22 protein-coding genes and 1 tRNA gene are annotated in these 23,542 nt (G+C 42.6%); 11 read left to right on the top strand and 12 right to left on the bottom strand.

Annotated features, from left to right (window positions below; genetic code table 11):
• Positions 1-61: 61 nt before the first annotated feature.
• The 4 genes from ruvC to AC07M6_RS16595 all read right to left on the bottom strand — a co-directional run bounded on the left by ruvC (position 62) and on the right by AC07M6_RS16595 (position 5,359).
• Positions 62-652, bottom strand: coding sequence for a crossover junction endodeoxyribonuclease RuvC (ruvC, locus tag AC07M6_RS16610; RefSeq protein WP_494891316.1), 591 nt, complete (start codon positions 650-652; stop codon positions 62-64).
• A 116-nt stretch (positions 653-768) separates the two neighbouring features.
• Positions 769-1,407, bottom strand: coding sequence for a leucyl/phenylalanyl-tRNA--protein transferase (gene aat / locus AC07M6_RS16605; protein ID WP_494891314.1), 639 nt, complete (start codon positions 1,405-1,407; stop codon positions 769-771).
• A 10-nt stretch (positions 1,408-1,417) separates the two neighbouring features.
• On the bottom strand, positions 1,418-3,349 hold the full coding sequence (locus AC07M6_RS16600; RefSeq protein ID WP_494891312.1) for a DUF3857 domain-containing transglutaminase family protein: 1,932 nt from the start codon (positions 3,347-3,349) through the stop codon (positions 1,418-1,420).
• Between the two features lie 12 nt (positions 3,350-3,361).
• On the bottom strand, positions 3,362-5,359 hold the full coding sequence (locus tag AC07M6_RS16595; RefSeq protein WP_494891310.1) for a DUF3857 domain-containing protein: 1,998 nt from the start codon (positions 5,357-5,359) through the stop codon (positions 3,362-3,364).
• A 186-nt stretch (positions 5,360-5,545) separates the two neighbouring features.
• Here AC07M6_RS16595 and AC07M6_RS16590 point away from each other — a divergent pair, with 186 nt between their 5' ends.
• The 3 genes from AC07M6_RS16590 to AC07M6_RS16580 all read left to right on the top strand — a co-directional run bounded on the left by AC07M6_RS16590 (position 5,546) and on the right by AC07M6_RS16580 (position 8,436).
• Entirely contained in the window at positions 5,546-6,928 is a 1,383-nt protein-coding gene (locus AC07M6_RS16590) for a DUF1800 domain-containing protein (protein WP_494891308.1), read from the top strand.
• A 176-nt stretch (positions 6,929-7,104) separates the two neighbouring features.
• Entirely contained in the window at positions 7,105-8,310 is a 1,206-nt protein-coding gene (locus AC07M6_RS16585; protein ID WP_494891306.1) for a DUF1501 domain-containing protein, read from the top strand.
• 52 nt (positions 8,311-8,362) lie between these two features.
• Positions 8,363-8,436 (top strand) — tRNA-Pro (locus AC07M6_RS16580).
• A gap of 163 nt (positions 8,437-8,599) precedes the next feature.
• Here AC07M6_RS16580 and AC07M6_RS16575 read toward each other — a convergent pair.
• The 7 genes from AC07M6_RS16575 to AC07M6_RS16545 form a co-directional block, all read right to left on the bottom strand.
• Positions 8,600-8,977 carry a metallophosphoesterase family protein gene (locus tag AC07M6_RS16575; RefSeq protein ID WP_494891304.1) on the bottom strand — a complete coding sequence of 126 codons (378 nt, stop codon included), beginning with the start codon at positions 8,975-8,977 and terminating at the stop codon, positions 8,600-8,602.
• A 21-nt stretch (positions 8,978-8,998) separates the two neighbouring features.
• Positions 8,999-10,099 (bottom strand): FAD-dependent monooxygenase, encoded by a 1,101-nt coding sequence (locus AC07M6_RS16570; RefSeq protein ID WP_494891302.1) that lies wholly within the window; start codon positions 10,097-10,099, stop codon positions 8,999-9,001.
• A 122-nt stretch (positions 10,100-10,221) separates the two neighbouring features.
• The gene (locus tag AC07M6_RS16565; RefSeq protein WP_494891300.1) at positions 10,222-11,070 is read right to left on the bottom strand and encodes an SDR family oxidoreductase; all 849 of its coding nucleotides are present in this window, start codon (positions 11,068-11,070) and stop codon (positions 10,222-10,224) included.
• Between the two features lie 37 nt (positions 11,071-11,107).
• Positions 11,108-11,881 carry an SDR family NAD(P)-dependent oxidoreductase gene (locus AC07M6_RS16560; protein ID WP_494891298.1) on the bottom strand — a complete coding sequence of 258 codons (774 nt, stop codon included), beginning with the start codon at positions 11,879-11,881 and terminating at the stop codon, positions 11,108-11,110.
• Between the two features lie 21 nt (positions 11,882-11,902).
• Positions 11,903-12,550, bottom strand: a complete 648-nt coding sequence (locus AC07M6_RS16555; RefSeq protein ID WP_494891296.1) for a carboxymuconolactone decarboxylase family protein — start codon at positions 12,548-12,550, stop codon at positions 11,903-11,905.
• A gap of 74 nt (positions 12,551-12,624) precedes the next feature.
• On the bottom strand, positions 12,625-13,608 hold the full coding sequence (locus AC07M6_RS16550) for an aldo/keto reductase (protein WP_494891294.1): 984 nt from the start codon (positions 13,606-13,608) through the stop codon (positions 12,625-12,627).
• 48 nt (positions 13,609-13,656) lie between these two features.
• Positions 13,657-14,574, bottom strand: a complete 918-nt coding sequence (locus AC07M6_RS16545) for an aldo/keto reductase (RefSeq protein ID WP_494891292.1) — start codon at positions 14,572-14,574, stop codon at positions 13,657-13,659.
• 101 nt (positions 14,575-14,675) lie between these two features.
• Between AC07M6_RS16545 and AC07M6_RS16540 the strand changes: the two genes are divergently transcribed.
• The gene (locus AC07M6_RS16540; protein ID WP_494891290.1) at positions 14,676-15,563 is read left to right on the top strand and encodes a helix-turn-helix domain-containing protein; all 888 of its coding nucleotides are present in this window, start codon (positions 14,676-14,678) and stop codon (positions 15,561-15,563) included.
• 110 nt (positions 15,564-15,673) lie between these two features.
• Complete coding sequence (locus AC07M6_RS16535) at positions 15,674-16,447, top strand: SDR family oxidoreductase (protein ID WP_494891288.1); 774 nt, start codon at positions 15,674-15,676, stop codon at positions 16,445-16,447.
• A 1,088-nt stretch (positions 16,448-17,535) separates the two neighbouring features.
• Here AC07M6_RS16535 and AC07M6_RS16530 read toward each other — a convergent pair.
• Entirely contained in the window at positions 17,536-18,204 is a 669-nt protein-coding gene (locus AC07M6_RS16530) for an SDR family oxidoreductase (protein ID WP_494891286.1), read from the bottom strand.
• 82 nt (positions 18,205-18,286) lie between these two features.
• Here AC07M6_RS16530 and AC07M6_RS16525 point away from each other — a divergent pair, with 82 nt between their 5' ends.
• The 6 genes from AC07M6_RS16525 to AC07M6_RS16500 all read left to right on the top strand — a co-directional run bounded on the left by AC07M6_RS16525 (position 18,287) and on the right by AC07M6_RS16500 (position 23,517).
• Positions 18,287-18,898 (top strand): MarR family winged helix-turn-helix transcriptional regulator, encoded by a 612-nt coding sequence (locus AC07M6_RS16525; RefSeq protein WP_494891284.1) that lies wholly within the window; start codon positions 18,287-18,289, stop codon positions 18,896-18,898.
• Positions 18,899-19,639: 741 nt separating this feature from the next.
• Positions 19,640-20,224, top strand: coding sequence for a TetR/AcrR family transcriptional regulator (locus tag AC07M6_RS16520; protein WP_494891283.1), 585 nt, complete (start codon positions 19,640-19,642; stop codon positions 20,222-20,224).
• Positions 20,225-20,233: 9 nt separating this feature from the next.
• Positions 20,234-20,956 carry an alpha/beta fold hydrolase gene (locus tag AC07M6_RS16515; protein WP_494891282.1) on the top strand — a complete coding sequence of 241 codons (723 nt, stop codon included), beginning with the start codon at positions 20,234-20,236 and terminating at the stop codon, positions 20,954-20,956.
• A 13-nt stretch (positions 20,957-20,969) separates the two neighbouring features.
• Complete coding sequence (locus AC07M6_RS16510; protein ID WP_494891280.1) at positions 20,970-21,824, top strand: helix-turn-helix domain-containing protein; 855 nt, start codon at positions 20,970-20,972, stop codon at positions 21,822-21,824.
• 84 nt (positions 21,825-21,908) lie between these two features.
• A complete protein-coding gene (locus tag AC07M6_RS16505) occupies positions 21,909-22,727 on the top strand; it encodes an alpha/beta fold hydrolase (protein ID WP_494891279.1) in 819 nt (272 codons plus the stop codon).
• 157 nt (positions 22,728-22,884) lie between these two features.
• Positions 22,885-23,517 carry a redoxin domain-containing protein gene (locus AC07M6_RS16500; RefSeq protein WP_494891278.1) on the top strand — a complete coding sequence of 211 codons (633 nt, stop codon included), beginning with the start codon at positions 22,885-22,887 and terminating at the stop codon, positions 23,515-23,517.
• The last annotated feature ends 25 nt before the right edge of the window (positions 23,518-23,542 follow it).

Raw genomic sequence — 23,542 nt, 5'->3', positions numbered from 1 at the left:
AATAAAACTTTCTATTTAAAAATAAAAAACCACCCGAAGTTTCTATAGAAACGTACCGATTTTATTTCTTAATCTTCAACGGCGAAGCCACCCTTTGCGTATTTTCCTTCACAAACGATTCCCAGCCCGAGTAGCTGATCTTGTTGCCGCGGCCGGTTGCGATGCGCTGGAAGCTATGGCAAACGGCTACGGCCAGTCCGTCGGTTGCGTCTAAAAACTCGGGCGTTTCTTTAAAGCTGAGCAGGGTTTGCAGCATGGCGGCTACCTGTTCTTTAGTGGCATTACCGTTGCCGGTGATGGACTGTTTGATTTTACGGGGGGCATACTCGCATACCGGCAAACTGCGCGATAGCGCCGCTGCAATGGCAACGCCCTGCGCCCGCCCAAGCTTTAGCATTACCTGGATATTTTTGCCGTAGAACGGCGCCTCGATAGCCAGGCAATCGGGTTTGTAATTATCTATCAGGGCGATGGTTTTCTCGAAAATGCGCTGCAGTTTCAGGTGATGGTCGTCCAGGTTGGCCATTTTTACAACGCCCAGGCTAATCAGCTCCAGTTTCGATCCACTTTCCTTTACCAGCCCGTACCCCATTACCGCCGTACCGGGGTCGATCCCTAAAATTATCCGTTCTTTTTTATCGGGTTGCTGCATTGAATGCAAAGCTAAGGTTTTATAGCCACAACACGTCATGGCGAGGAGTGAAACGACGTGGCCATCCCCGGCAGGCAGGGCGGCTCTGCTTATCGGGGATAGCCACGCTGCGCTCGCTATGACGGGATGGTAGCAAGAACAGACATATACTCCGCCCGGCTGATCATCCCCGCCCCTAACGATTCTAAATGTTCGGTATGTACCTGGCAATCTATCAGATCATAGTCCGCGGTTTGGCAAAGGTGGACCAGGGCCGTTTTGGAAGCATTACTCACCTTGCTAAACATACTTTCGCCGCAAAACACACGGCCTGTTTGTACGCCATACAAACCGCCCGCCAATTCGTCATCCTGCCAAACTTCAACCGAATGGGCGTGACCAAGTCTATGCAATTCGATATAAGCTGCAATCATATCATTGGTGATCCAGGTGCCATCCTGCCCTTCGCGGTAAGCAGCCGAACAGGCTTTGATCACATCGGCGAAACAGGTGTTATAAGTAACCCGGAATTTCCCCGAACGCAGCACCTGCCGCATGCTTTTAGAAATCTTTAAGTTTTGAGGGTAAAGCACAAAACGCTGATGCGGCGAGTACCATAATATCGGTGTATCATCGCTATACCAGGGGAAAATGCCGTTTTGATAAGCCAGCAGCAACCTTTGGGGCGATAGGTTGCCGCCTACGGCTAACAGGCCATCTTCTTCGGCCAGTTCCGGATCGGGAAATAATAAACGTTCGTCCAGCCTGAATATCATCAGGACAAATTTACGCCTTTCGTTTAATCACCAGTTTTTTATTCTGTGCTTTGGCAATATTGTCCATATACTGCTGCATTTCGGTATACTTTGCTGCCGGCACAACCTGATTGTCCAGGTTGAATTTTACTTTAGTGGTCACCTGGTTTTTGGCTTTATCGTACAGATAGCTGGCCTCATAGTTGCCATAGCTAAATTTCAGTTTCACATCCGAAGGCAGTGATTCCATTTCGAAGCCCGCGGGCAGGTCTATCGTGGTTACACACGATTTCTGCATCGGATGATCGAAATAAAAATCGGTTTTACGCTTCTCCAGTTCAGGCACGGTTAAACGCCATAAGTCGAACACGTTTGAGCGATAAAACTGTTTATCGCCTACGGCCAGGTCAAAAAGCCTGTCAAATTCCAGGTCGATATTTACTTCCTTGATGCCATCTTTATCAGGCGCCAGTTTAAAATTAAAGGCCGATGGCTGTTTAAGGTTTAAGTAGCTAATGAGATAGCTTTTCTGGTCGTCCAGCTTGCCCGATTCTAAACCTACGTACATACTGCGGTATTCGCCTGTTGAAACAAACTTTAGCCGGGCCTTAGCGCTGCCGTCGGGATTGATAGTAACCTGGGCATAACTATCAAATACATTCTCCTGCAGGGTGCTTTTAGGCGTGCTTACCAGTTTACCGCCATCGCCGGTAATTAGCAGCGCGTTGCGGTTCTCGGTAAACGAACCCAGTTGGCCAAAGGGTTGTGTATTGCTGGTACACTCCAGCCAGGTGGTATCATTTTTAAGCGGTACGCACAGGATAACGTGATTAAAAACATTATCAGGAAATTTAGGATCGGCAGGTTTTGCATTGGTACCCGCATTAACAATGGCATAGCACGATGGGATATTTACCGCCCTGAGCAAAGCGCCCATATAATTGGTAAGGGCCTTGCAATCGCCATATTTTTTTTGATCAACAAACATGGCGGGGAATGGCTTTAAGCCGCCAATGCCTAATTGCACGCTTACATAGCGCATATTTTGCTGCAAATACCGGTATAAAAAGCGCACCTTATCCTTATCGGCCGGTATGGTATCTGTCATTTTTTTAATTTCGGCGGCGCGGGCAGGGCTTAGCGTATTTACATCGGCATTGAGGTTATTTATCCATTTGCCAAAATTTTGCCAGCTATCAAAGCTGCCGGGCATGCCATAGTACTCAAAACTATTGGTAGCAAACGAAATTTTTTGCACCAGTTGCCAGGGCAGCACATTTTCTTCGGGTTTAACCGCCTTCAGGTTTTTTACCTGCCAGGTATAGGTCTCCAGATCGCCCTGGGTGCCTTTTTCGGGATCTGCGTTAATATTAACCGGCAGGTACCTGAAACCAACCGCGGGGTTTACCAGCACTTTACAATTAGCGGTTTGTACCGCAACCTCGGCCTTTGGCCTGATTACCCAGCTGCCTAAATCTGTAAAGCTGGAGATATCCTCTTCATAACTGATCTCGACTGTTGTGGGGTAACTGGGTATAGCATGCTGCAGCATGAGTATCCGGTCGTCTGTAACAATAGTTTCATCATTACTGGCCGATCGGTCGTACATGTCGCTTTTATGATATTTTTTTAATACCTGTCCTGTAGCGCTATATATTTTTATCTCGATATCGGTATAGGTGTCATATTTCCGGTTGTAAAAAAGCACCAACTCGCCGGCATCGTCGCCTTTCTCGTTCAATACGGTAGTGATACTATGATGCTTTAATACCTCGCGCCCCGGGGCTTTTACGGTTATTTCATCCATGGTATACCTGATCACGGCATTGGCATCCGTCTTTAACGAATCGGGGATGCCTGATGCCTGGTAATAATCTTTAGATATGTTTTTATCCTGCCCGTAGGTATAACCGCAAAACAATAGCAATGCCGTGAAAATAAAACCCAAGCCCTTATTCTTCATCCCTGTCATTACTTATTCTGATGATTTTTTAAGTACTACCTGTTCATTCATTAACTCATGCATTTTTTTATAAAAGTCACGTATCTGCGCGTAGTCTTCCTTATAAAAGATGGGTTTTTTATAATCGATAATAAAGCGTACTACAATGCTGCCATCCTGCTCGCCAATGATGCGCCTGAAGATGATGCTTTCATCGGGCATTTGCATAGTGATGTTTTTTGGCAGGCCATCCGTTTTAAATCCATCGGGGAGTTTATAATTACCCACCATTGAGAAATTATCACGATAGCCAAAATCAATGTCGGACATGCGGGTCTCGTTTAAAAAAGGATTGGTACGCAAAGGGGAAAACATGGCGGGTATAAAGTAAATATAGTTACCATCGCTACCGGTCAGGTCCATATTAAAATCCATGGTTGGGTTTAATGGCAGGCTATCCACATCCATGTTGTTCATTTTTAAACCAGATATTTTCAAACTGTTATCATTTTTCCTGATATAGTCGATATACTTTTGCTCGCCATCGGTTTTGTATTTTTTTATACTGTTAATCCGGTTATAACTGTACAGGCTTAACGCTGCCGTACCTGTCATTTTACCATCGGGTTTAATATCAGCAGTAATCATTATAACCTGTTGCACCGGCGTTTTCTTGGATAAAAAAACAGTATTGAACCTTTTATTTTCTTTATCAATATACAAACCTGTAGAGTTTAGCAAGTCATCCGGTATCTCACTATAAATATTATATTTTCCGGTAGCATCCAATATATAAAGTCGTTCATCAGCCAGCGGCACGTAAACAACGGCGCGGTTAAACTGGTATAAAAAACTGTAGGCCGGGTTTACCCTGCCATGCTCGCGCGTGCTTACTACCATTGGATAGGCTTCAACCCCGGCCTTGTAAAGCAAATGGTATAATATCAGGTTTACTTCGGCAGAATTACCTGTTTTCTTCTCCCAGGCTTTAACCGTCCCGTCGTTGGTATACCAACGGTCCCGCCCGTCCCATTTCATAGCTGATTGTACTTCCTTAAAAATATAGATCATTTTATCATGCTCAGACGGGATGGCTTTAGCTTTGGTCAGGATGGCTTCTTCGTTGGCAAGCTTCCTTTTCAGCTGCGAGCCAAAATCTTCGTGATCTGCTAAAATGCCTCCGAGTTTGGCCCAGCTATCCGAGTATGACTTTACAAAACCATTGATTGGTTTAATATAAGTCAAATGATAAATAAGCGACTCCTGATTATCATTTTTAGAACTCATGTAGGGCTCATCGGGTAACGAGTGTATATTGGCCAACGCCTTTGTTGTCCCTTCAAGCGTATAGGAAACAGCATCGGCCCCGTTGCCAATGCTCCTTGCTTCGGAAGACCGTTTATTCACCACATACGGTTCGTACACGTGGCTTTGTACGGTAAAGGAAAACAGATCGGGTATCTGGGTGGTCAATTCGCTGTATCGCACGGGTAGTTTATCCTGGAAATCCCAATCAGGAAAGTTGCTGTAATCGGGGGTAGACCATCTATACCTGTACTCAATTACCGAACCTGGTTTTACATTAGGAAAAGTAAAAACATAGGCCGATCTGGATTTATCAATATTTTCGGTATAAAGTACCTTTTTATCCAGTTTGGTTATTTCAACTTTGCCGTTAACCAGGTTAAAGGTTTCGGCTTCCAGGCCGGTGATGTACTCGTAATGGCTGGCACTAATGTATTCTATGCGAATATTGGCTTCGTCCTTGCCATTAGTATTAAATATCTTGATCCTTTTATGACGTTCTGAATTGATATTGAAATCACTGTCATAATAAGTATCCGCCTTATCAAAAAGCACCATAGCGTTGGCGTCTTTTTCAAAATCGCAGGCCTTTAATTCCATATCGGCCATATCAATTTTACCGTACGATTGTGTAGTAGGTATGCCTAATGCGTCAGTTTTTTTTTGTGCGGTTGCTGTAGTTACTGCCAATGCGCACATTAACAGTGTAGTATGTGTAAGCTTCATTGTAATGGTTTGGTTTGCTAAATATAATGGAAGTTTTAATAAAACAAAATAAATTATACGGCCTATGCCCGTTTATGAGTTTCCAGTTAACCCCTGATTAAGAATTTCATTAATTTTTCATTTTTCCGTTAAACTATTTTCAAATACACTTGTCATACTGGCCTACATTTATCTTAATACCCCATCATGAACAACGCAAGGCAAATTAAACACTTGTATGCAAGGGCGGGTTTTGGCATCCGTTTTGAAGACCTGCACGACCGCGCCAACTGGTCTATCAAAAAAACCGTAAAAAAACTTTTCGAAACATCGGCCATAAACCAACCCATAACCGTTGTAGACGAAAACCTCGACCTGCGCTATCATAAAGATCAAACTGAAGAAGAAAAAAAGGTGATACAGGACCTGCGCAACAAGCAGGAAAAAGCCCTGAATGCCACCTGGTTTAAGCAAATGAATGATAGCGATGCCCAGCTGCGCGAAAAGATGACCCTGTTTTGGCATAACCATTTTGCCTGTAATATCGGCAACTCGTACTATGCCCAGCAGATCAACAATATACAGCGGGCCAACGCTTTAGGCAACTTTAAAACCATGCTGATACAGGTATCGCAATCGCCGGGGATGCTGCAGTTTTTAAATAACCAGCAAAATGTAAAAACCCACCCTAACGAGAACTTTGCCCGCGAATTGATGGAGCTGTTTACCATTGGCCGGGGCCATTATACCGAACAGGATATTAAAGAATCGGCCAGGGCCTTTACCGGTTGGCAGTACGATGGCAAAACGGCCAGCTACGTTTTCAGACCCGGGGTGCATGATACCGGCTTAAAAACCTTTATGAACAATACCGCCGATTTTTGCGGCGAGGACATTATTGATATCATCCTGAAAAACCCGCTGACCGCCAAATACATCAGCACCAAGCTTTATAAATATTTGGTGAACGAGGTGCCTGATGATACGCATATTGAGCAGATGACGGATGTGTTTTATAAGGCTAATTATGAAATTACCCCGCTGCTGCAGTTTGTTTTCCAGGCCGATTGGTTTTATGATGATAAAAATATCGGTAACCTGGTAAAATCGCCGGTGGAGTTTTTGATCGGTTTAAACCGCCAGTTTTACGTAAGCTATCAAAACCCCGAAGTATTGCTGCAGTTTCAGCGCACACTGGGGCAGGTGCTGTTCCGTCCGCCAAACGTGGCCGGCTGGCCGGGTGGCCGCAACTGGATAGACAGCTCGTCGCTGATGTACCGCATGAAGATACCCTCAACCATTTTAAGCGCCGGGGTGATCGATTTTAGCGGCAAGGCCACGCCCGAGGACGAGGCCTACCTGGCAGCAATGAAAAAGCAGCAGTTTAACGTGATTAAGCGTACCCAATCGGTACCCGACTGGGATAAGTTCCTGCAGGAGATCCCATTGAAAACCAGTCACCTGGAAGTGGCCGAATTTATGCTGGAGCCCAAAATGAACCAGAACCTGATTGACGAGGTGAACAAATTAACCGATATTAAAACAATGTTGATACAGGTGGTAAGTACGCCCGAGTATCAGCTGTGTTAATGTGCATATATGCAAATGTGCGTATGTGCAAATGAATTAGGATGTGCGTATATGCAGATGTGCAGATATGCAAATGATTTGAAAATGAATATATAACCTTGATATGTTGATAAACGTATAGTGTCATTAAAAACATCTGCACATACGCACATTTGCATATCTGCACATTCACTACCATGGAACGCAGAGATTTTTTAAAGAAAACAGCGCTGGCATCGGGCGCATTGATGATCCCGGCTTTTTTAAAGCCTTTTGAGGCTATAGCCATGAACCAGATCAGCGGGTATAAAAACCTGGTGATCATTCAGCTATCTGGCGGTAACGACGGGCTGAATACCGTGATACCTTTTGGTAACGATATCTACTATCAAAAACGTAAAACCATTGCCATTACGCAGGATAAGGTAATTGGCCTGAACGATATGCAGGGACTGAACCCTAACCTCTCGGCTTTAAAGGAGATCTACGACCAGGGCTGGATGAGCATCATTAATTCGGTAGGGTATCCCAACCCCGATCGGTCGCATTTCCGTTCTATGGATATCTGGCAAACCGCCAGCGAATCGAACCAGTTTTTAAGCACCGGCTGGATTGGCCGTTACCTTGACAGCAATTGCCAAACCTGCAAAAACCCGTACACCGCTATTGAGGTAGACGACACTCTATCACTGGCCATGAAGGGCGCCAACCTGAAAGGCATTGCCGTGCAGGACCCGAACCGCCTGTTCCAAGCAACGCGCGAGCCGTTTTTTAAAGACCTGGTGCAGGACCAGCAACACGCCGCCGCCCACCTGAACGAGGATAACCTGGGCTACCTGTACAAAACCATGATAGAAACTTATTCATCGGCCGATTATATCCAGAAAACATCAAAAACTTATAACGTAACCGCTACTTACCCGGCCACGGGTTTGGGCAACCAGTTAAAAAATATATCTAAATTTATTAACTCGGGCCTGGAAACACGCATCTATTATGTGTCGCTGGGTGGTTTTGACACCCATGTTGGCCAACAAGACCAACAAGGCCGCCAGTTAAAAACCTATGGCGATGCCGTAGCCGCCTTTGTGAAAGACTTGAAAGCTACCGGTAAACTGGATGATACCCTGATTATGACCTTTTCGGAATTTGGCCGCCGTGTAGAGCAGAACGCCAGCAACGGTACCGACCATGGCACAGCCAACAATGTATTTGTATTTGGCGGAAAACTAACCAAAGCAGGTATTTATAACGATGCCCCCAATCTTGGCGACCTGGAAAATGGCGACCTGAAATACCAGGTTGATTTTAGGGATGTGTACGCCACCCTGCTTGATAAATGGCTGGATGTAAGCAATAGCCAGATATTGAATAAGAACTTTGCCGGGTTAGGGTTTATTTAAACATTAATTTCTTTAAAGAAATTATGAAAATTATTAAGTTTGCTGCCCGCTTCGGGATGTAGCGTAGCCCGGTATCGCGCCAGCATGGGGTGCTGGAGGTCGTGGGTTCGAATCCCGCCATCCCGACTTGAAAATCAAGGACTTATGACTGAAAAATCTAAGTCTTTTTTTATTTGGTCTAACATAGGTCTAACAGTTTACCTGTGTTTTAGTACGTTTTTTTATTGCTAAAGAAAATCATATTAAGTTATTTTCTGTTATTGAAGATAGTGGCGGGAACAAATTCTTGCTATAATTCAATGAGCTTCGCATTATTAAAGTTTCGATTTTCATTCTGTTGAACATAGCCAAGCTGATTGGTCAGCATTTTGGTATGACCTATCTTAAATTCAGGAATATTCCTGTGATGATGCCCGTAAATCCAATAGTCCGGCGTGGTATCTAAAATCAAATCATCCAGCACAGTTGCGAAAGCTTCGTTTAAATAATCGCTTTTGTATTCGGGCGGATAGTGTTTAAAAGTAGGAACGTGATGTGTGACAACAACTTTTTTGCCGCTGGAATCTTCGTTTAAAGCATCGCGCAGAAACGTGAAACAATTTGCGTGAAAGGCGTTATAATCAGGAATTTGAAAACGTTTCCCATTATAATTGCCACGTTCTGTCAATATTCGAGTTAAATATTTAGATTAGACATTCCCAAAAGACCGGCTGAATGATTGTCCGGATTGCACTACCTGCCTGACAGTTTTTAAACGGCGGGCCTCATATTCCAAAAGGGCTTTGGCTACTCCCTTACCTTGAATTCCGCTTGCAATACATTCGGCTAATATGGCCGCATCGTGTAATGAAGCATTAAATCCCGCTGCACTCAATGGCGTAAGTACATGCGCAGCATCGCCAACAATCGTTATTCGCCCTTGCACCAGTTTTTCAGGAACATATTCTGAAATGGGAATCCCAGTAAGGTTGCGAGTTTGAATACTGTGAAGCGTTGCAGCCAACCAAGGTTGCGGCCATCTGACAGCAGCTTGTTCTGCTAACTCTTTTAATGTGTGCGCTGGAATGTCGGGTCCAGTAAGCGAATGTTGCACAACGTTTCCTTCCACGCAACCAAGACGGCGCAGCAAATCATTTCTTGTATTATCATACCAGGCCCAGCCCAGTCTTCTGTGTCCCCGCGCACGGGAACCGTCTATACCCTCGATAACGGAACCGAGTAAAAAATCTCCGATCCCGTTTGGCATACTCACCGGTGCATTAAGTGCGGGCCAGTATTTTTCAGGGATATCCTTTTCATTTATGATAGCCACCCAGATTAGGTAGCCTGCAAACGTAGCATCCGGTTTATCCGGTGCAACAATCCGTCGCACAATGCTACGATGGCCATCTGCCCCGATCACCATATCGCCGCGGAATGTTTCACCTTTATCGGTCACCACCCAGGCACTGCTTTCATCCTGATCAATAGTTTGAATGCGGGTGTCATAACGTAAGTCGATCCTGGGATCGGCAATCACCGTTTCCCGCAAGCGGGATTGTATAGATGACCATGCCTCGGCTGATCTGACACCACCGGAGGCGATGTTTCTTAAGACTTTGGCAGTTTCAGAAAAATCCATCTCCCCGCTGTCAACCTGAAGAACAGCACCACTTCTGGGTTTTGATCCCACCCGTTCTAAAATTGTGACTTTTAATCCGGCACGTGCAAGTGCAATACCCGTCATCAGACCGGCAAGCGACGCACCGACTACAACAGCAGACTCATGCTGCGGGAAATTCTTGTTCATCTTTTATTTTCCTTTGCTAACTATTCATCATAGCCCGGTACCCCAAAAAGACAACCGGCTTCCGCTTACCCTTTTCAGGATACCATTATCTTTCTAAATGCTTATGATTGCTGTATAAAATATTAATCTTCTACAGCGAGAGAACTGGAGACCACGCGATAAGGATCGATCTCATGCAGTAGCTCAGTAGCTTTACGTTCGCCTTCAGCCACGGCATCGGCACCGGCAAACCATCTCAAAGGTGGCTCATCCTGATCTGCTAATGTGACTAAAGCCTTTGCCAGCTTATCGGGGTCGCCGCTTTGTTTTCCGTTCATGCTTTCCCATCCCGCGCGGAGCGCCGTGTTGCGGGCTGCATAATCACCGATTGCCTTTTCGGCCCAGATCGTTGACTGCGGCTCCAGCAATGTGGTCCGGAAAAAGCCCGGATTAACAACCATCGTGCTGATACCGAAAGGTGCGATCTCGATCCGGAGCGCATCCATCCATCCCTCAAGCGCGAATTTGGATGCGGAGTACATGGAGCACTGCTCATATCCCCAAATGCCTGCGGTGGATGAAATTGAAATAATCTGCCCGTAACCTTGTCTGCGCATTTGCGGCAGCACTGCGCGGGTAACGTTCATCGGCCCGAAAAAGTTGGTAGCCATTTGCGCCTGAATTTGCTCGTTGGTGAACTCCTCGAAAAAACCTGCGTAGAAATTAGCCGCATTGTTTACCAGGACATCAATAGCGCCAAAACGTTCAACAGCTGCCTGTACCGCCTGCGTTGCGTCTTCTGAACTGGTCACATCCAGCTTTACCACCAGTAAGTTTTCGGATGTTCCGAGCACCTTTATCACCTTTTCGATGCTGCGACCGCTAGCGACTACTTTATGTCCGGCAGCTAATGCAGCCCTGGCAATATCTGAGCCCATGCCGCGACCAGCCCCGGTTATCAACCAAACATTTCCTTCTTTTGTGTTTTTCATGATTTAATTCTTTTTAATTGAATGGACAGATGTGCACTTACCTTAAATCCTGCTCTGCGGGAAAGTGAACACCGCTGATTTGCTCACACAGGTAGAGAAATTGCTCCTGAACGTTGACATCATCTGCACCGGATAAATAATTGGCTTCTCTTTGATGATGAAAGTAACCGCCATTTACCAAACCTTTGGGATCATTATTTACCGCCAGCCAAACCTGCGTCTGAAATCCTTTCTCCAGGTTGTCAGGCGCACCATGCCCGCCCATTTTTGTCGGCACCCAACCCGGATCAACCGCGTTGGAATGGACACCGGCCCACTTTCTGGCAACGGCTTTGGACAGCATCAGGTCATGCAGCTTGGAATCAGAATAAGTGATCCTCGGTTTATTTCCCTGCAGGCCTTTGAGCGTGGGGTCACCTTGTAAGTGCATTCCCGAGCTCAGGTAGATCAGCCTTTCAGGTTTTCTGATCAAGCTGGTAAGAATGTAAGGCGCAATCGTATTCACCGCAAGCAGTAGCGGTAAACCATCAATACTGAGTTCCAGATTAGACACCTGATAAACACCCGCGTTATGAATAATCGCGTCAAAGTTGCCCATAGCGTTAACATCGGCAGCCAGCTTTTTCGTTTCTTCCATACTGGACAAGTCAGCGGTCAATACAGCTTCTGCGCCGCGAACCTTTCTGAGTGCGTCCTGTGCCCGCCTTTCATTACGGGCGTGCAGCACGACCTGGTGTCCCTGTTCAACCAGTGCGCTCGCAGCCATCTGCCCTAAACCATCTGCCGAACCTGTAATAAATATTCTTGCCATATCTCCTTTAACTAAAATCTCCTATTTTCTGGAAGCAACTACTTCTGCTAATACGGTTCTGCTGGTATCCGCTTCTTCTTTCCCGATACGAGCTTCAATAATAGAGAATACTTCCTGCAATTGCGGTTCAGTAACCCCAACATTCAAAGCACCTCCAATGTGTGAACGTACAAACGGATCGTGCAAACTTGCCAATGATGATACCGTTACAATTTCACGGTCAATAAAGCTGAGGATGTCCCTGTCAAAAATATCTGCAAAAAGATGCTCTTTTAAAAATACATCGATCAGCGGGTTAAATGCAAACAGCGTTTTGAGTTGCTCAGCGCTCATGGCTGTTACGATCATTTGGGCTTTTTCACCCCTTTCGTATCTACTGCTGTCTTGCGGGATCGGTGTAATTTCACGCCCCCTGTCATCTTTAATACCATTAGCTTCCCGTTCAGCAACTACTTCTTTGAATAAGTGTATCCCTCTGATACTTGGGGGAAAGCCAACATAGGCATACAGATGTGCCAGTGCCTCATTAATTTCATTAATCGTCAGCCCGGCATCCAATGCTTCATTTAAAGCTATTTTAAGATGATTCACATCACTTTTGGACGTAAAGGCCGATAGATTTACCAGGTGTTGCTGCCTTGTATCCAGCATTTCATTTATCTTTTCCATTGTCGGAATTTTCTTGTTTTGATTTAAGTTCTGCTGCAAAACCTGTCCGGTTTGAGCGGATCTATTTTCTGTTATTACCGGTTGATGCTTTTTTGCATAGCTGCCGGATAGCGGTCGCCAACGATCTTGATCTGTGAGGCGGTATTTTCAATTTCTTTCAGATCAGCCGTCGTTAGTTCAACTTCAACGCCACCAAGGTTTTCATCCAGACGGTGAATTTTAGTTGTACCGGGTATTGGAACGATCCACGGTTTTTGCGCCAACACCCAGGCGATAGCTATTTGTGCAGGGGTTGCATCTTTATCTTTGGCGATCTTTCCGATCAGGTCTATCAATGCCTGGTTAGCTTCTATAGCCTCTTTTTGAAAGCGCGGAAAATTTCCACGTACATCCTTGTCTCCAAATTTGGTATCTTCTGTGATCTTGCCTGTTAAAAACCCTTTACCAAGCGGGCTGAACGGTACAAAGCCAATTCCTAATTCTTCCAGTGTCGGAATGATCGTTTCTTCCGGCTCTCTCCACCATAAAGAGAATTCGCTTTGCAGTGCAGTCAGGGGTTGCACCGCATGGGCTTTGCGGATCGAATCCACACCTGCTTCACACATACCGAAGTATTTTACTTTACCTTCCTGTATCAGGTCTTTAACCGTTCCGGCCACATCCTCCATAGGCACATTCACATCAACACGGTGCTGGTAATAAAGATCTATCGCATCTCTTTTCAGACGTTTTAATGAACCTTCAATGCTCTTCCTGATGGTATCTGGGCGGCTATCCATTACCTGTTTGCCATCTTCTACTTTGATGCCGAATTTGCTGGCGATTTTAACTTCGTGGCCGAATGGGGCTAAGGCTTCGCCTATCAATTCTTCATTGACAAAAGGGCCGTAAACTTCAGCAGTGTCAAATAAACTTACACCCTTTTCAATTGCATGACGGATCAATCTGATCATATCATCTTTATCGGCAGCGGGGCCATAGCCGAAACTCATTCCCATGCAACCTAAACCAACGGCCGAAACTTCTAAACCCTGACTTCCTAATTTTCTTGTTTTCATAATTATAATTTTAAATGTTGTTATCTGTTTATGTTTTGTTTGATTATCCTATATATTAAAACGGTAGCCGCTTAGAAATTTCACTTTAACAGGATCGTGGTGGTCAAAAATGGTGGTCTTGCCTGTGTCAAGCGTTTTGATCGCTTCCATATCTTCAGAGCTTAGCTCAAAATCGAAAATATTAAAATTTTGAATGATGCGATCCTTATTCACCGATTTGGGGATTACTACAATATCACGTTGGGTTAACCAACGCAAAATAATTTGTGCAACCGAACGCTGGTACTTTGCAGCGATACCTTTCAGCAATTCATTATTGAAAATCTCTTTATCTTGTGCGAAGGGGCTCCATGATTCAATTTGAATATGGTTTTCCTTCAAATATTGCTGCGCTTCTGCCTGCTGCCAGTACGGGTGTGTTTCAATTTGATTTACCGCAGGTACTATTTCATTATGAACCAACAAGTCGGCTAACCTATCAGGATAGAAATTGCTCACGCCGATAGCTCTGATCTTACCTTCTTTATATAATTCTTCCATTGCCTTCCATGAACCATAGATATCGCCAAACGGTTGATGGATCAGGTACAGGTCAAGATATTCTAACTGTAATTTCTTTAATGATTTAGCAAAAGCCGCTTTGGTGCTTTCATAACCAGCGTCCTGAACCCATAACTTAGTGGTTATAAAAAGCTCTTTCCGGTCAACTTTACTTTTTTGAATACCCCTGCCAACTGCCTCTTCATTTTCATAGGCGGCTGCGGTATCTATCAGGCGGTAACCCGCTTTAATAGCCTCGTAAACGCTGTCCTCACATTCCTGCGGATCTGAAACCCGGAATACGCCCAATCCTAAAATTGGCATTTCCACTCCGTTATTCAATTTAACTGTTTTCATAACTATTTTTTGTTCGTTTGAATAGGACAAAGGTGCGGCCAAAACCAAACATTTTTTAAATACAATCAAACCAAAAAGTACAATAATCAAATCAATTTTAAATTATGGACCTGAAATATGGGAGACTACCGTTTTTATAAATTCAGCTTTGATTATATTAACTTTGCTTTATGAATGAAAAAGTAGCAGAATTGGCAGCATATCCGGTAGGTGATTTACAAATGAAGGGTTTTAAAGCCTACGAGGTAGAAACCAGGGTACATCCGATCCCAATTTATGGTCGCCGGGATTTTTATAAGGTGTGCCTGATCAGCGGGCATACTTTATTAAATTATGCTGACCGCAGTATAGATATAGATGGTACTTTTCTTTTTTTCGGAAATCCCCATATTCCTTATTCTTCTCATATCCAATCGGAGATGATGACAGGTTATGCCTGTCTGTTTTCAGAAGAGTTCTTAAAACTGAATGATCGCCCCGGTAGCCATCATGAATCCCCCTTGTTCAAACTGGCTAATTCTCCGGTGGTAGCAATTAACGAGCAGCAAACAGAGTTTTTGATTACGATATTCAAAAAGATACTGGCAGAACAAGCATCTGATTATACTTATAAAGATGACCTGGTTCGTAGTTATCTACATCTGATTATTCAGGAAGCACTTAAAATGAACCCGCAGGATCATTTAGTGAAATACAAAAATGCGGCATCCAGAGTGGCATTCCTATTCCTGGAATTATTGGAACGGCAGTTTCCGATAGAAACCATCAATGAACCGCTCAAAATGAGGACTGCACAGGAATTTGCACAGCATTTAAACGTTCATGTTAATTACCTTAATAAATCGGTTAAGGAGGTTACAGGTAAACCTACAACGGTTCATATTGCCGAACGGATAACAACAGAAGCCAAAGCCCTTTTATTACACACGGAATGGAGTATAGCTGAAATTGCTTATGCGCTTGGATTTGAATATCCGACTTACTTTAATAATCATTTTAAAAAGGTAACCGGAGCCATCCCTAAATCATTCCGGGCTAAGGCGGTTCAGTTAGTTTAGATTTGATTATCATACTTTTCGATTTGATTACTTTTAGAAATGATTACCAATGATGATCTAATTTTGTGGTGTTAAACATACATCGTGAAAATAAATTAGAAAACAATCAAATGGAAACTCAAGTATTAAAAGGAAAAGTTGCCCTGGTTACCGGTGGCAATTCAGGAATCGGCTTTGGAGCCGCCAAATCACTGCTAAAAGCAGGTGCATTTGTGTATATCACAGGGCGCAGACAAGAACAATTAGATGCTGCATTAGTGAAGCTTGGCGAAAACGTTCGGGCAATCAGGGCGGATGTTACCAGTAAAAAGGCAATGGAGGAAGTTGCAAGCATGATTAAGACGGAAAAGGGTTCACTGGATATTGTTTTCGCCAACGCGGGTGGCGGCAATCCAATACCCTTAGAGGAAGTAACCGAAGAATATCTGGATAAAACCTATAATGTCAATGTGAAAGGCGTCGTTTTTACCGTCCAAACTATGCTGCCTATTCTAAACGATGGCAGTTCAATCATATTGAACGCTTCCATTACCGCCCATATGGGGCTTAAAGGCTTCGGCATCTATGCAGCAACAAAAGCGGCTGTCCGTTCATTTGCGAGAAGTTGGACAAATGATCTGCGGGACAGAAAAATTCGCGTGAATGCCCTAAGCCCTGGTGTTGTTCCAACAGAGGGCTACCGTACTGAACAGGGGATGACAGAGCAGCAGGTACAGAATTATGTAGATAGTGTTACCCATGAAATACCCGTTGGTCGTGTCGGTACTGCCGAAGATATGGGCAACGCGGTTGTCTTTTTAGCATCTCAGGCCAGCAGTTTCATTACTGGTATTGAATTGACTGTAGATGGCGGTCAAACTATGGTTTATGCGGGAAAAAATTAAGATTTGCTTTCAGATCGCTTGAGAGGCCTTTAAAAATAGTTTAAAGGTTTCTCATGCAACATAATTGTTCTCCGACAGCCGCCGCATCCGGTAGTCTGGTTCATCTCCACGATGATACTTATCAGGATTTTATAAATAACTAAAGTTGTCCTTTTGAAACTTTACTTGTGACAGCAACGCCCGTCTTTGGAGCAACAGCGGGCGATTTTTGGGTTCATCTTATCTCGACTATTAACCCATCTTGACAATCTGCCGCTTCTGCTTCAGCATCCTCACGGTTATTAAAAACCAAATTATTGCCTTCCGTATCGGTTACAATGATGGCGTATTCCGGGGTTAATGAAATTTAGAACACCACAAAGTTCATTGCATGGAGTGTAAAACAAAAATGCCCGGCTACGCCAGGCAATAAATGGGTTTGCGGGGATCAAGGAGCCGGTTAGAACACCTTTCTACAATTAAGTAAATTAACTAAAACAAATCGGTGGGAATTATTGGTTACAAAGCGACCCAGTGGTAAGTTTTTCGAGCCGATTTATGGATGATTGAATGATATTTCACCTTAGCATTGGCAAAAATTATTCAGTAGAAATTTAACGCGCATATCAGACACCATTTACGATTGCCCCTTGTTGAAAAAGTAATGAATAGACATCATCCTATAAACGGTTACCATCTGAACAACCTGTAGCATAACCCGGATATAATTGGTCCACAGCAGCCTGTCAAGCACTTCACTATCATAATGTAACAGCAAGAATTGATGCGCGGGTATTTGTATGAGTGCCGACATGACCCAGTTGCTTAACATGCAGGCTAACGAAATAATGACCAGCTTTCTTGGGATAAATAACGGCTTTACAAAAAGTAATAGTACGTTTAATAATGTCGTGATAAACAGAGGTATGACCAATGTATTGATTATCCAGGGTGATTGATCCCGGTGTAATACCATAAAAGCTGCCGGGCTAATTGATCTCCATCCCGGGTAAATGACAAAACTATCTATCAGACTGGCCCCAAAACAGTATAAAACATTCATGTAGAAGTTTAATGGTACCCAGCTCATTCGTTTTATGAGATACGTGTTATTCATTTGCGGCCAGCCTTTCTATATCGTCAACACTTAATTTACCGTTTATTTCGTTACCCAAAACTGCCTCCAATGCCACCCGAGCCACTGAACTGACGGGCAAAGGACGGTGAGGATATAAATGCGGACGGATTTTTGGGTCAAGAAGTAACTTTTGAACCTGGTCATTTTCAGTCAATGTCTCGGGCGAATCCGGACCATAAAGCATCCCGGGTTTTAACACAGTAAGATGTAGGTTAAGAGATTGTAGAAAATCCTCAGCTTCCAGCTTGTTTTTCATATATCCATCAGGCGTACCCGGTGCAGCTGCGCCAGCAGAAATATAAACCAGATTGTTAATCCCATTTGTTTTGGCCATAAGGCCAATAACCTGCGCCGTTTCGAATATCTCCCTTTTATAGGTGATGCCTTTTTCAGGCTGTTCATGAAGTATCCCTATACAATGGATTATGCCACGACAATCCGCTATATAATTATCCCATGCGGCATGGTCAAAGACATCCCCTTTCACCCATGTAACTGTTGCAAAATCTTCACTTTTGATTTGACTGGGTTTACCAGACTTTGATAAGCTAACTACCGGTATATGCAGACTACTTGCCTGTCTGCATATTTCTTTTCCCAAGAAACCGCTTCCGCCGGTAACAATGATATGTGTTTTCATAGGTACAAAATTAGAGAGGTAAAGAGATGTTGTAAAATAAATGTTGTAAAATTTAATATATTTACAACATAAATGATGTAATATGAATTTAACAGCCGAATTAGTTGCCCAATGGGCTACTTACGAGGAAGCGCACGCGGGTTGCAGCCTTGGGGATTTTTGCAGGTTTTATCTCACAAAAGAAAGAGAGAAGGAAAAAGAAAAACAGTTCCTTGGCGGCGTAGTTCCTCCTGAAGATGACCAGACACTCGCCAAACTATCCGATAGAATTACCCGGCTTTATCGCATCTATGCAGAAGCAGCACTAAAACGGGTCGGACTGAAAAGTTTTGATGATTTCCTCTATATCAATGTTATAGGCCATTTAGATCTGCCGAAGAAAACCGAAGTAGTCGCCACAAACTTCAATGAACTGTCTTCGGGCCTATTGATAATTGACCGTTTGCTTAAAAATGGATACGTCAAGGAATATAAAGATGGAGATGACAAACGTAGTAAGCGATTGTTATTGACTGATAAAGGCAAAAGTATATTGAAAGGCTGCTATGAAGAGCTTAAAACCGTTAACTATTTATTTTATAACGACATGCCATTAGAGGATATTAAACTCTGCATACAATTACTCAGTCCGTTGGAGCTCAAATTTTCTGGTTTGTTAAAGCATCACCGTGCAACGCATTTCAAAAATATATAATAAACCAAGTAGATATTCTGCGAAGCTTGACAAACTGCTCCGTGTACTTCGGTGTAAGTAATTAGGGAAATTGCCATTTATAATCAACAAATCAATATGGTCAAAGTGTAATTAATGGAATTGCCTGCCTGACATTTTCAGAGCAAGATGATCGATTGATCTCGGATGTCCAGGTACTCGCAGGAATGACACCAAGTTTTTGCAATTTAGTCCATCTTTTAGCGGAAAAAGCCCATTCTCCGATTTAAATAATAACCGTTACGTTATCGAAAAACAGGGTTGCCGATCACTTACTATTTAATTAAAAAATGTCATTTCCTCAAACTTGTGTTGTTCAATTAAACAACGTTTCAAAAGAAAGTCTTTCAAAAATTGTTTTAACCAATGGACAAATGTATGTTGAAATCCTTAATATCGGTGTCTCAATTTTATCAATCAATTTACCTTCCCATCAATGTAATGTCATCTGTTAATATCAAAATATCTCCTATGGGTTGATTTGGCTGGGCTTCTATATAAGCTTCATTTTGGGAAAACTCTAAATGTAGGCCGGAGCAGTACTGTAGAATCATAACATTTCAAAAATAGAAAAAGAGGTTTTAAATCAATTATTCGGGCCAACTTATTGCGCTAACTTTTTAAAATCAGTTGTTTGTATTGTTAAAGGTCGGTTAAATTATTATTGTACAATCGTTCCGTTATTGTATATTTGCAAAATATAGCATCCAGTTATAACAAAATATGGCACGAACAAAAGTGTTTGACGAGCAGGAAATATTGAGCAAGGCAATGAATTTGTTTTGGGAAAAAGGCTATTATGCTACCTCTGCACAAGATCTGGTAAAGGAACTTGGTATTAGTCGTTCAAGCCTTTATGACACTTTTGGATTCAAACATTCCCTGTTTTTAAAATGCCTGATGAAATACCGAAAAGAGTGGATAGACCCGGTAATAGAAAGCGCGAATACGATAACCGATGCAGAGACTTATATCAAAAGCTTATTTGATTTTATAAAAAAGGAAACATTTGATCTAAACCATACCAAAGGCTGTTTTTGGGTAAACACGGCCATTGAAATGGACCCGGCTGATTCGGAAATTTCTGAGATAGCCAAAACGATCATGAGCGATACCGAAAATGCGTTTTATAAAGTCATCAAAAAAGGGCAACAACAAGGGATCTTCACTAACAAGCATACCGCACGTTTATTGGCAAAGTTTGTAATTAACTCCATTAGCGGCTTACGGGTAAGCGTAAAGCTTGGGACAGACGAAAAAATATTTGATGATACGATCAACATGTGCCTATCATTTTTGAAGACTTAGTTAAAAAAAATGAGACAAAGTATTATTTTATTACACGGATTATTCGGTGGTTTAAGTAACTGGGAAGCTGTTATTGACCACTTTGAGCAGGCGTATGACGTGCATGTTCCACTATTGCCAATAATGGACGAACATAAAGAAGATGAATTGGAGTATTTAGTTAATTGGCTGCAACGCTACATTGACGACGCTGGTTTAAAAAAAGTGATACTTGTCGGCAATTCGCTGGGAGGTCATCTGGCGATTCTTTATGCACACCTTAAACCTGAAAATGTAAGTTCAATGGTTTTAACCGGTAGCTCAGGTTTGTACGAAAAGAACGCTTTGGGAAGTTTTCCGAAGCGTCATAACTATTCATTTATCCGCAAGCACGTTGCCAACACTTTTTATGACCCGTTTATAGCAACTGATGAACTGGTTGATGAGGTATTTAAAATTGTTGGTGATAACAGGAAGTGCCTCAGGATAATCAGAACATCAAAAAGAACACAGAACAGTTATGTAACGGACTTGCTGCCGCAAATAAACCTGCCTGTACTGCTGATATGGGGCAGCGATGACCATGTGACCCCACCAAATGTGGCCGAAGATTTTCAAAGGATGTTGCCCGATGCCAAATTGGTGTTTCTTTCACAATGCGGTCATGCGCCAATGATGGAAAAACCAAGTGAGTTTAACAAGATCCTGGAGAATTTTATAATTGATATTTGCAGTTCTGTAACTCCTTTATAAATATCGAGTTGACATGATCATCGACCATAAAAAATATGATTTATTTGGAAAAACACTCCTGCAAAGGATGGTGTTAAAACCACCGTTTAAATTTACCTTTCCGGTTACGGATAATGCCTGTTTTATATACCTATTAGCAGGTGAAATGCAGTATCAGGTAGATGACGAACAAATAAATATCCCCAGCAAACATTCCTTATTTCTAAATTGCATCAACTCCGGCAAACAGATAAGCAGTTCAAATGCAGACCATACCAACGAAATCGTCATTGTTAATTTTCATCCTGATACCTTAAAGAAAATTTATGACAGGGAATTGCCTTTATTGCTTCAACCGCCCAAAAATATAGTATCGAACAAGTCAATTGAGCAAATCAGTAATGACTTTTTAATTCAAAAATATATTGAAGGATTATTATTTTATTTTAAAAATCCTTCAATGGTCAATGAAGATATTTTGATCTTAAAGTTAAAGGAGATCATACTTTTACTCTCGCAAACACAAAATGCCGGGGCAGTACAAGTAATATTATCCCAGCTTTTTTCACCAACTACTTATACTTTCAAACAAATAATAGAAGCACATTTGTTTTCGCAATTTACCATTGAAGAGTTGGCACAACGCAATAATTTAAGTGTTTCTTCATTCAAACGGGAATTCGCAAAATTATACCATGACACGCCTGCCAATTATATGAAAACTAAAAGGCTTGAAAAAGCAGCCGAATTACTTATCGTTTCGGATGAGCGCATTACCAACATTGCTTTTGACTGTGGGTTTAACGACCTGGCAAATTTTTCCAAGAGTTTTTTGGATAAATACAATGTTACACCGAGCAGTTACCGGATGAACAAAATTGCCAAATAATTGAGCTGATTCCCCAAATGCTTGTTTTTTTTCTATCACAAATTTGCATTGTCAATAATGACAGTCAAATTAAAACATAGAAAAATGAAAAAACTACAAGTATTACCCCTTTTGTTGTTTGCCTGCCTATTTATTTTATCTTCATGTTCAAAGAAGGATGATGAACCAAGCTTGGTGCCCAAAAATTACGTCCTTGTTCATGGAGCCTGGCAGGGGCCTTATGCCTGGGATGCGGTTAAAATCAATCTTGAAAGGGACGGTAACCACGTCACAGTGGTCGAACTGCCTGGTCACGGCAGCGACCAAACTCCGCCACAGAGTATATTGTTAGAAAACTATAAAAACAAAGTGGTTGATGCGATTTCACAGATTGATGGAAAAGTTATTTTGGTTGGTCATAGCTTAGGGGGAATTGTCATTTCCTCAGTTGCAGAACAAGTACCTGCAAAGATCGAGAAACTGATTTATGTAGCGGCCTATTTGCCAACTTCCGGGCAATCCTTGCAAAGTTTATCAGCGATGGATGCGAAATCTCAACTCAATCCCATGCTGGGGAATCTGATTTTTACTGGCGGGCCCACAGTTGACGTGAAACAAGATCAGATTGTGAACATCTTTATTCAGGATGGCACGCCCACTATGCAAAACCTTGTTTTGCAAAATTACAGGGCAGAACCCATAGCCCCGCTGAACACCCCGGTTACATTAACAGCTTCGAATTTTGGCTCTGTTGACAAGTTTTATATCAAGACCTTGCAGGATCATGCTGTAACACCTGCGTTGCAAGATCAAATGATTTCGGCCACCAGCGTGAGATCGGTCTACAAATTAAATACAAGCCATTCCCCATTCCTTTCAAAACCGGATTCATTAGCGCTATTACTGGCTCAAATTGCGCGATAATAGCTAATACCATCCGTAAGCACCTCTAAGTATCAGAATTTAGGGGTGCTTTTTGAACCAGATTGCCAAATAATTGAACTAATTCACCAAGCCTTCCCTTTTTTTCTCAGGCATTTTTGTATCGTCAATACGGACATACCATTTACGCTTCCATATCATGAAAAGATCAATAAAACGGAATGAATTATTATTAATCGCTATAGCAGTCATGTCGCTGACCATTCAATCATTCACCGTAAACAAAACTAAAATGAAAATTAAAGAAGCACAAGCAGCGCCTGGTTTTACGATCAAAGATGTGAATGGCAGAACATTAAGCCTGGCAGATTACAAAGGCAAAAAAGTCCTGCTGACATTTTACAGAAACGTAGGTTGCCCGATCTGCAATCTTCGATTTCATCAAATACAAGAACAGGCTGAATATTTTAAATCAAAAAATTTGATCGTTTTGGCTGTTTATGAAAGTTCAGCGGAAAATATGAGAAAATATTTAGATGGTGAAGATCCGTATGCCATCATGGTGCCGAACCCGGAACAAGATCTTTATCAATTATACACTATAGATAAAAGTACAGGCAAGACGCTGACCGGAATATTTCACGGTGCTATAGGTAAAGCGAAGCAGGGCAAGAAATTATTTAAGACAGCAATAAAACAAGACGGGAATGGCAATACGATAGGTGCTGATTTTTTAATTGACGAAAACGGTATTGTACATATGGCCTATTATGGAAAGTTTGTAGGCGATCATTTACCCGTTGAAAAAATTAAAGCCTTTATAAACCAATAAAATTTATTCTTTAAACTAAAACATC

This window comes from Mucilaginibacter sp. GW821-FHT07H05, assembly GCF_059418485.1.
Note: the sequence above shows the minus strand (reverse complement) of the source record. Positions and strands in the feature narration are given on the sequence as shown.

What these genes read in the sequence shown, in the direction of transcription:
- AC07M6_RS16530 (WP_494891286.1), bottom strand. Translation starts at nt 18,204, where the DNA reads ATGAAAACACATATCATTGTTACCGGCGGAAGCGGTTTCTTGGGAAAA.
- AC07M6_RS16540 (WP_494891290.1), top strand. Translation starts at nt 14,676, where the DNA reads ATGAATGAAAAAGTAGCAGAATTGGCAGCATATCCGGTAGGTGATTTA.
- AC07M6_RS16560 (WP_494891298.1), bottom strand. Translation starts at nt 11,881, where the DNA reads ATGGCAAGAATATTTATTACAGGTTCGGCAGATGGTTTAGGGCAGATG.
- AC07M6_RS16515 (WP_494891282.1), top strand. Translation starts at nt 20,234, where the DNA reads ATGAGACAAAGTATTATTTTATTACACGGATTATTCGGTGGTTTAAGT.
- AC07M6_RS16565 (WP_494891300.1), bottom strand. Translation starts at nt 11,070, where the DNA reads ATGAAAAACACAAAAGAAGGAAATGTTTGGTTGATAACCGGGGCTGGT.
- AC07M6_RS16595 (WP_494891310.1), bottom strand. Translation starts at nt 5,359, where the DNA reads ATGAAGCTTACACATACTACACTGTTAATGTGCGCATTGGCAGTAACT.
- aat (WP_494891314.1), bottom strand. Translation starts at nt 1,407, where the DNA reads ATGATATTCAGGCTGGACGAACGTTTATTATTTCCCGATCCGGAACTG.
- AC07M6_RS16510 (WP_494891280.1), top strand. Translation starts at nt 20,970, where the DNA reads ATGATCATCGACCATAAAAAATATGATTTATTTGGAAAAACACTCCTG.
- AC07M6_RS16525 (WP_494891284.1), top strand. Translation starts at nt 18,287, where the DNA reads ATGAATTTAACAGCCGAATTAGTTGCCCAATGGGCTACTTACGAGGAA.
- AC07M6_RS16520 (WP_494891283.1), top strand. Translation starts at nt 19,640, where the DNA reads ATGGCACGAACAAAAGTGTTTGACGAGCAGGAAATATTGAGCAAGGCA.
- AC07M6_RS16550 (WP_494891294.1), bottom strand. Translation starts at nt 13,608, where the DNA reads ATGAAAACAAGAAAATTAGGAAGTCAGGGTTTAGAAGTTTCGGCCGTT.
- AC07M6_RS16535 (WP_494891288.1), top strand. Translation starts at nt 15,674, where the DNA reads ATGGAAACTCAAGTATTAAAAGGAAAAGTTGCCCTGGTTACCGGTGGC.
- AC07M6_RS16500 (WP_494891278.1), top strand. Translation starts at nt 22,885, where the DNA reads ATGAAAAGATCAATAAAACGGAATGAATTATTATTAATCGCTATAGCA.
- ruvC (WP_494891316.1), bottom strand. Translation starts at nt 652, where the DNA reads ATGCAGCAACCCGATAAAAAAGAACGGATAATTTTAGGGATCGACCCC.
- AC07M6_RS16590 (WP_494891308.1), top strand. Translation starts at nt 5,546, where the DNA reads ATGAACAACGCAAGGCAAATTAAACACTTGTATGCAAGGGCGGGTTTT.
- AC07M6_RS16600 (WP_494891312.1), bottom strand. Translation starts at nt 3,349, where the DNA reads ATGAAGAATAAGGGCTTGGGTTTTATTTTCACGGCATTGCTATTGTTT.
- AC07M6_RS16505 (WP_494891279.1), top strand. Translation starts at nt 21,909, where the DNA reads ATGAAAAAACTACAAGTATTACCCCTTTTGTTGTTTGCCTGCCTATTT.
- AC07M6_RS16570 (WP_494891302.1), bottom strand. Translation starts at nt 10,099, where the DNA reads ATGAACAAGAATTTCCCGCAGCATGAGTCTGCTGTTGTAGTCGGTGCG.
- AC07M6_RS16555 (WP_494891296.1), bottom strand. Translation starts at nt 12,550, where the DNA reads ATGGAAAAGATAAATGAAATGCTGGATACAAGGCAGCAACACCTGGTA.
- AC07M6_RS16585 (WP_494891306.1), top strand. Translation starts at nt 7,105, where the DNA reads ATGGAACGCAGAGATTTTTTAAAGAAAACAGCGCTGGCATCGGGCGCA.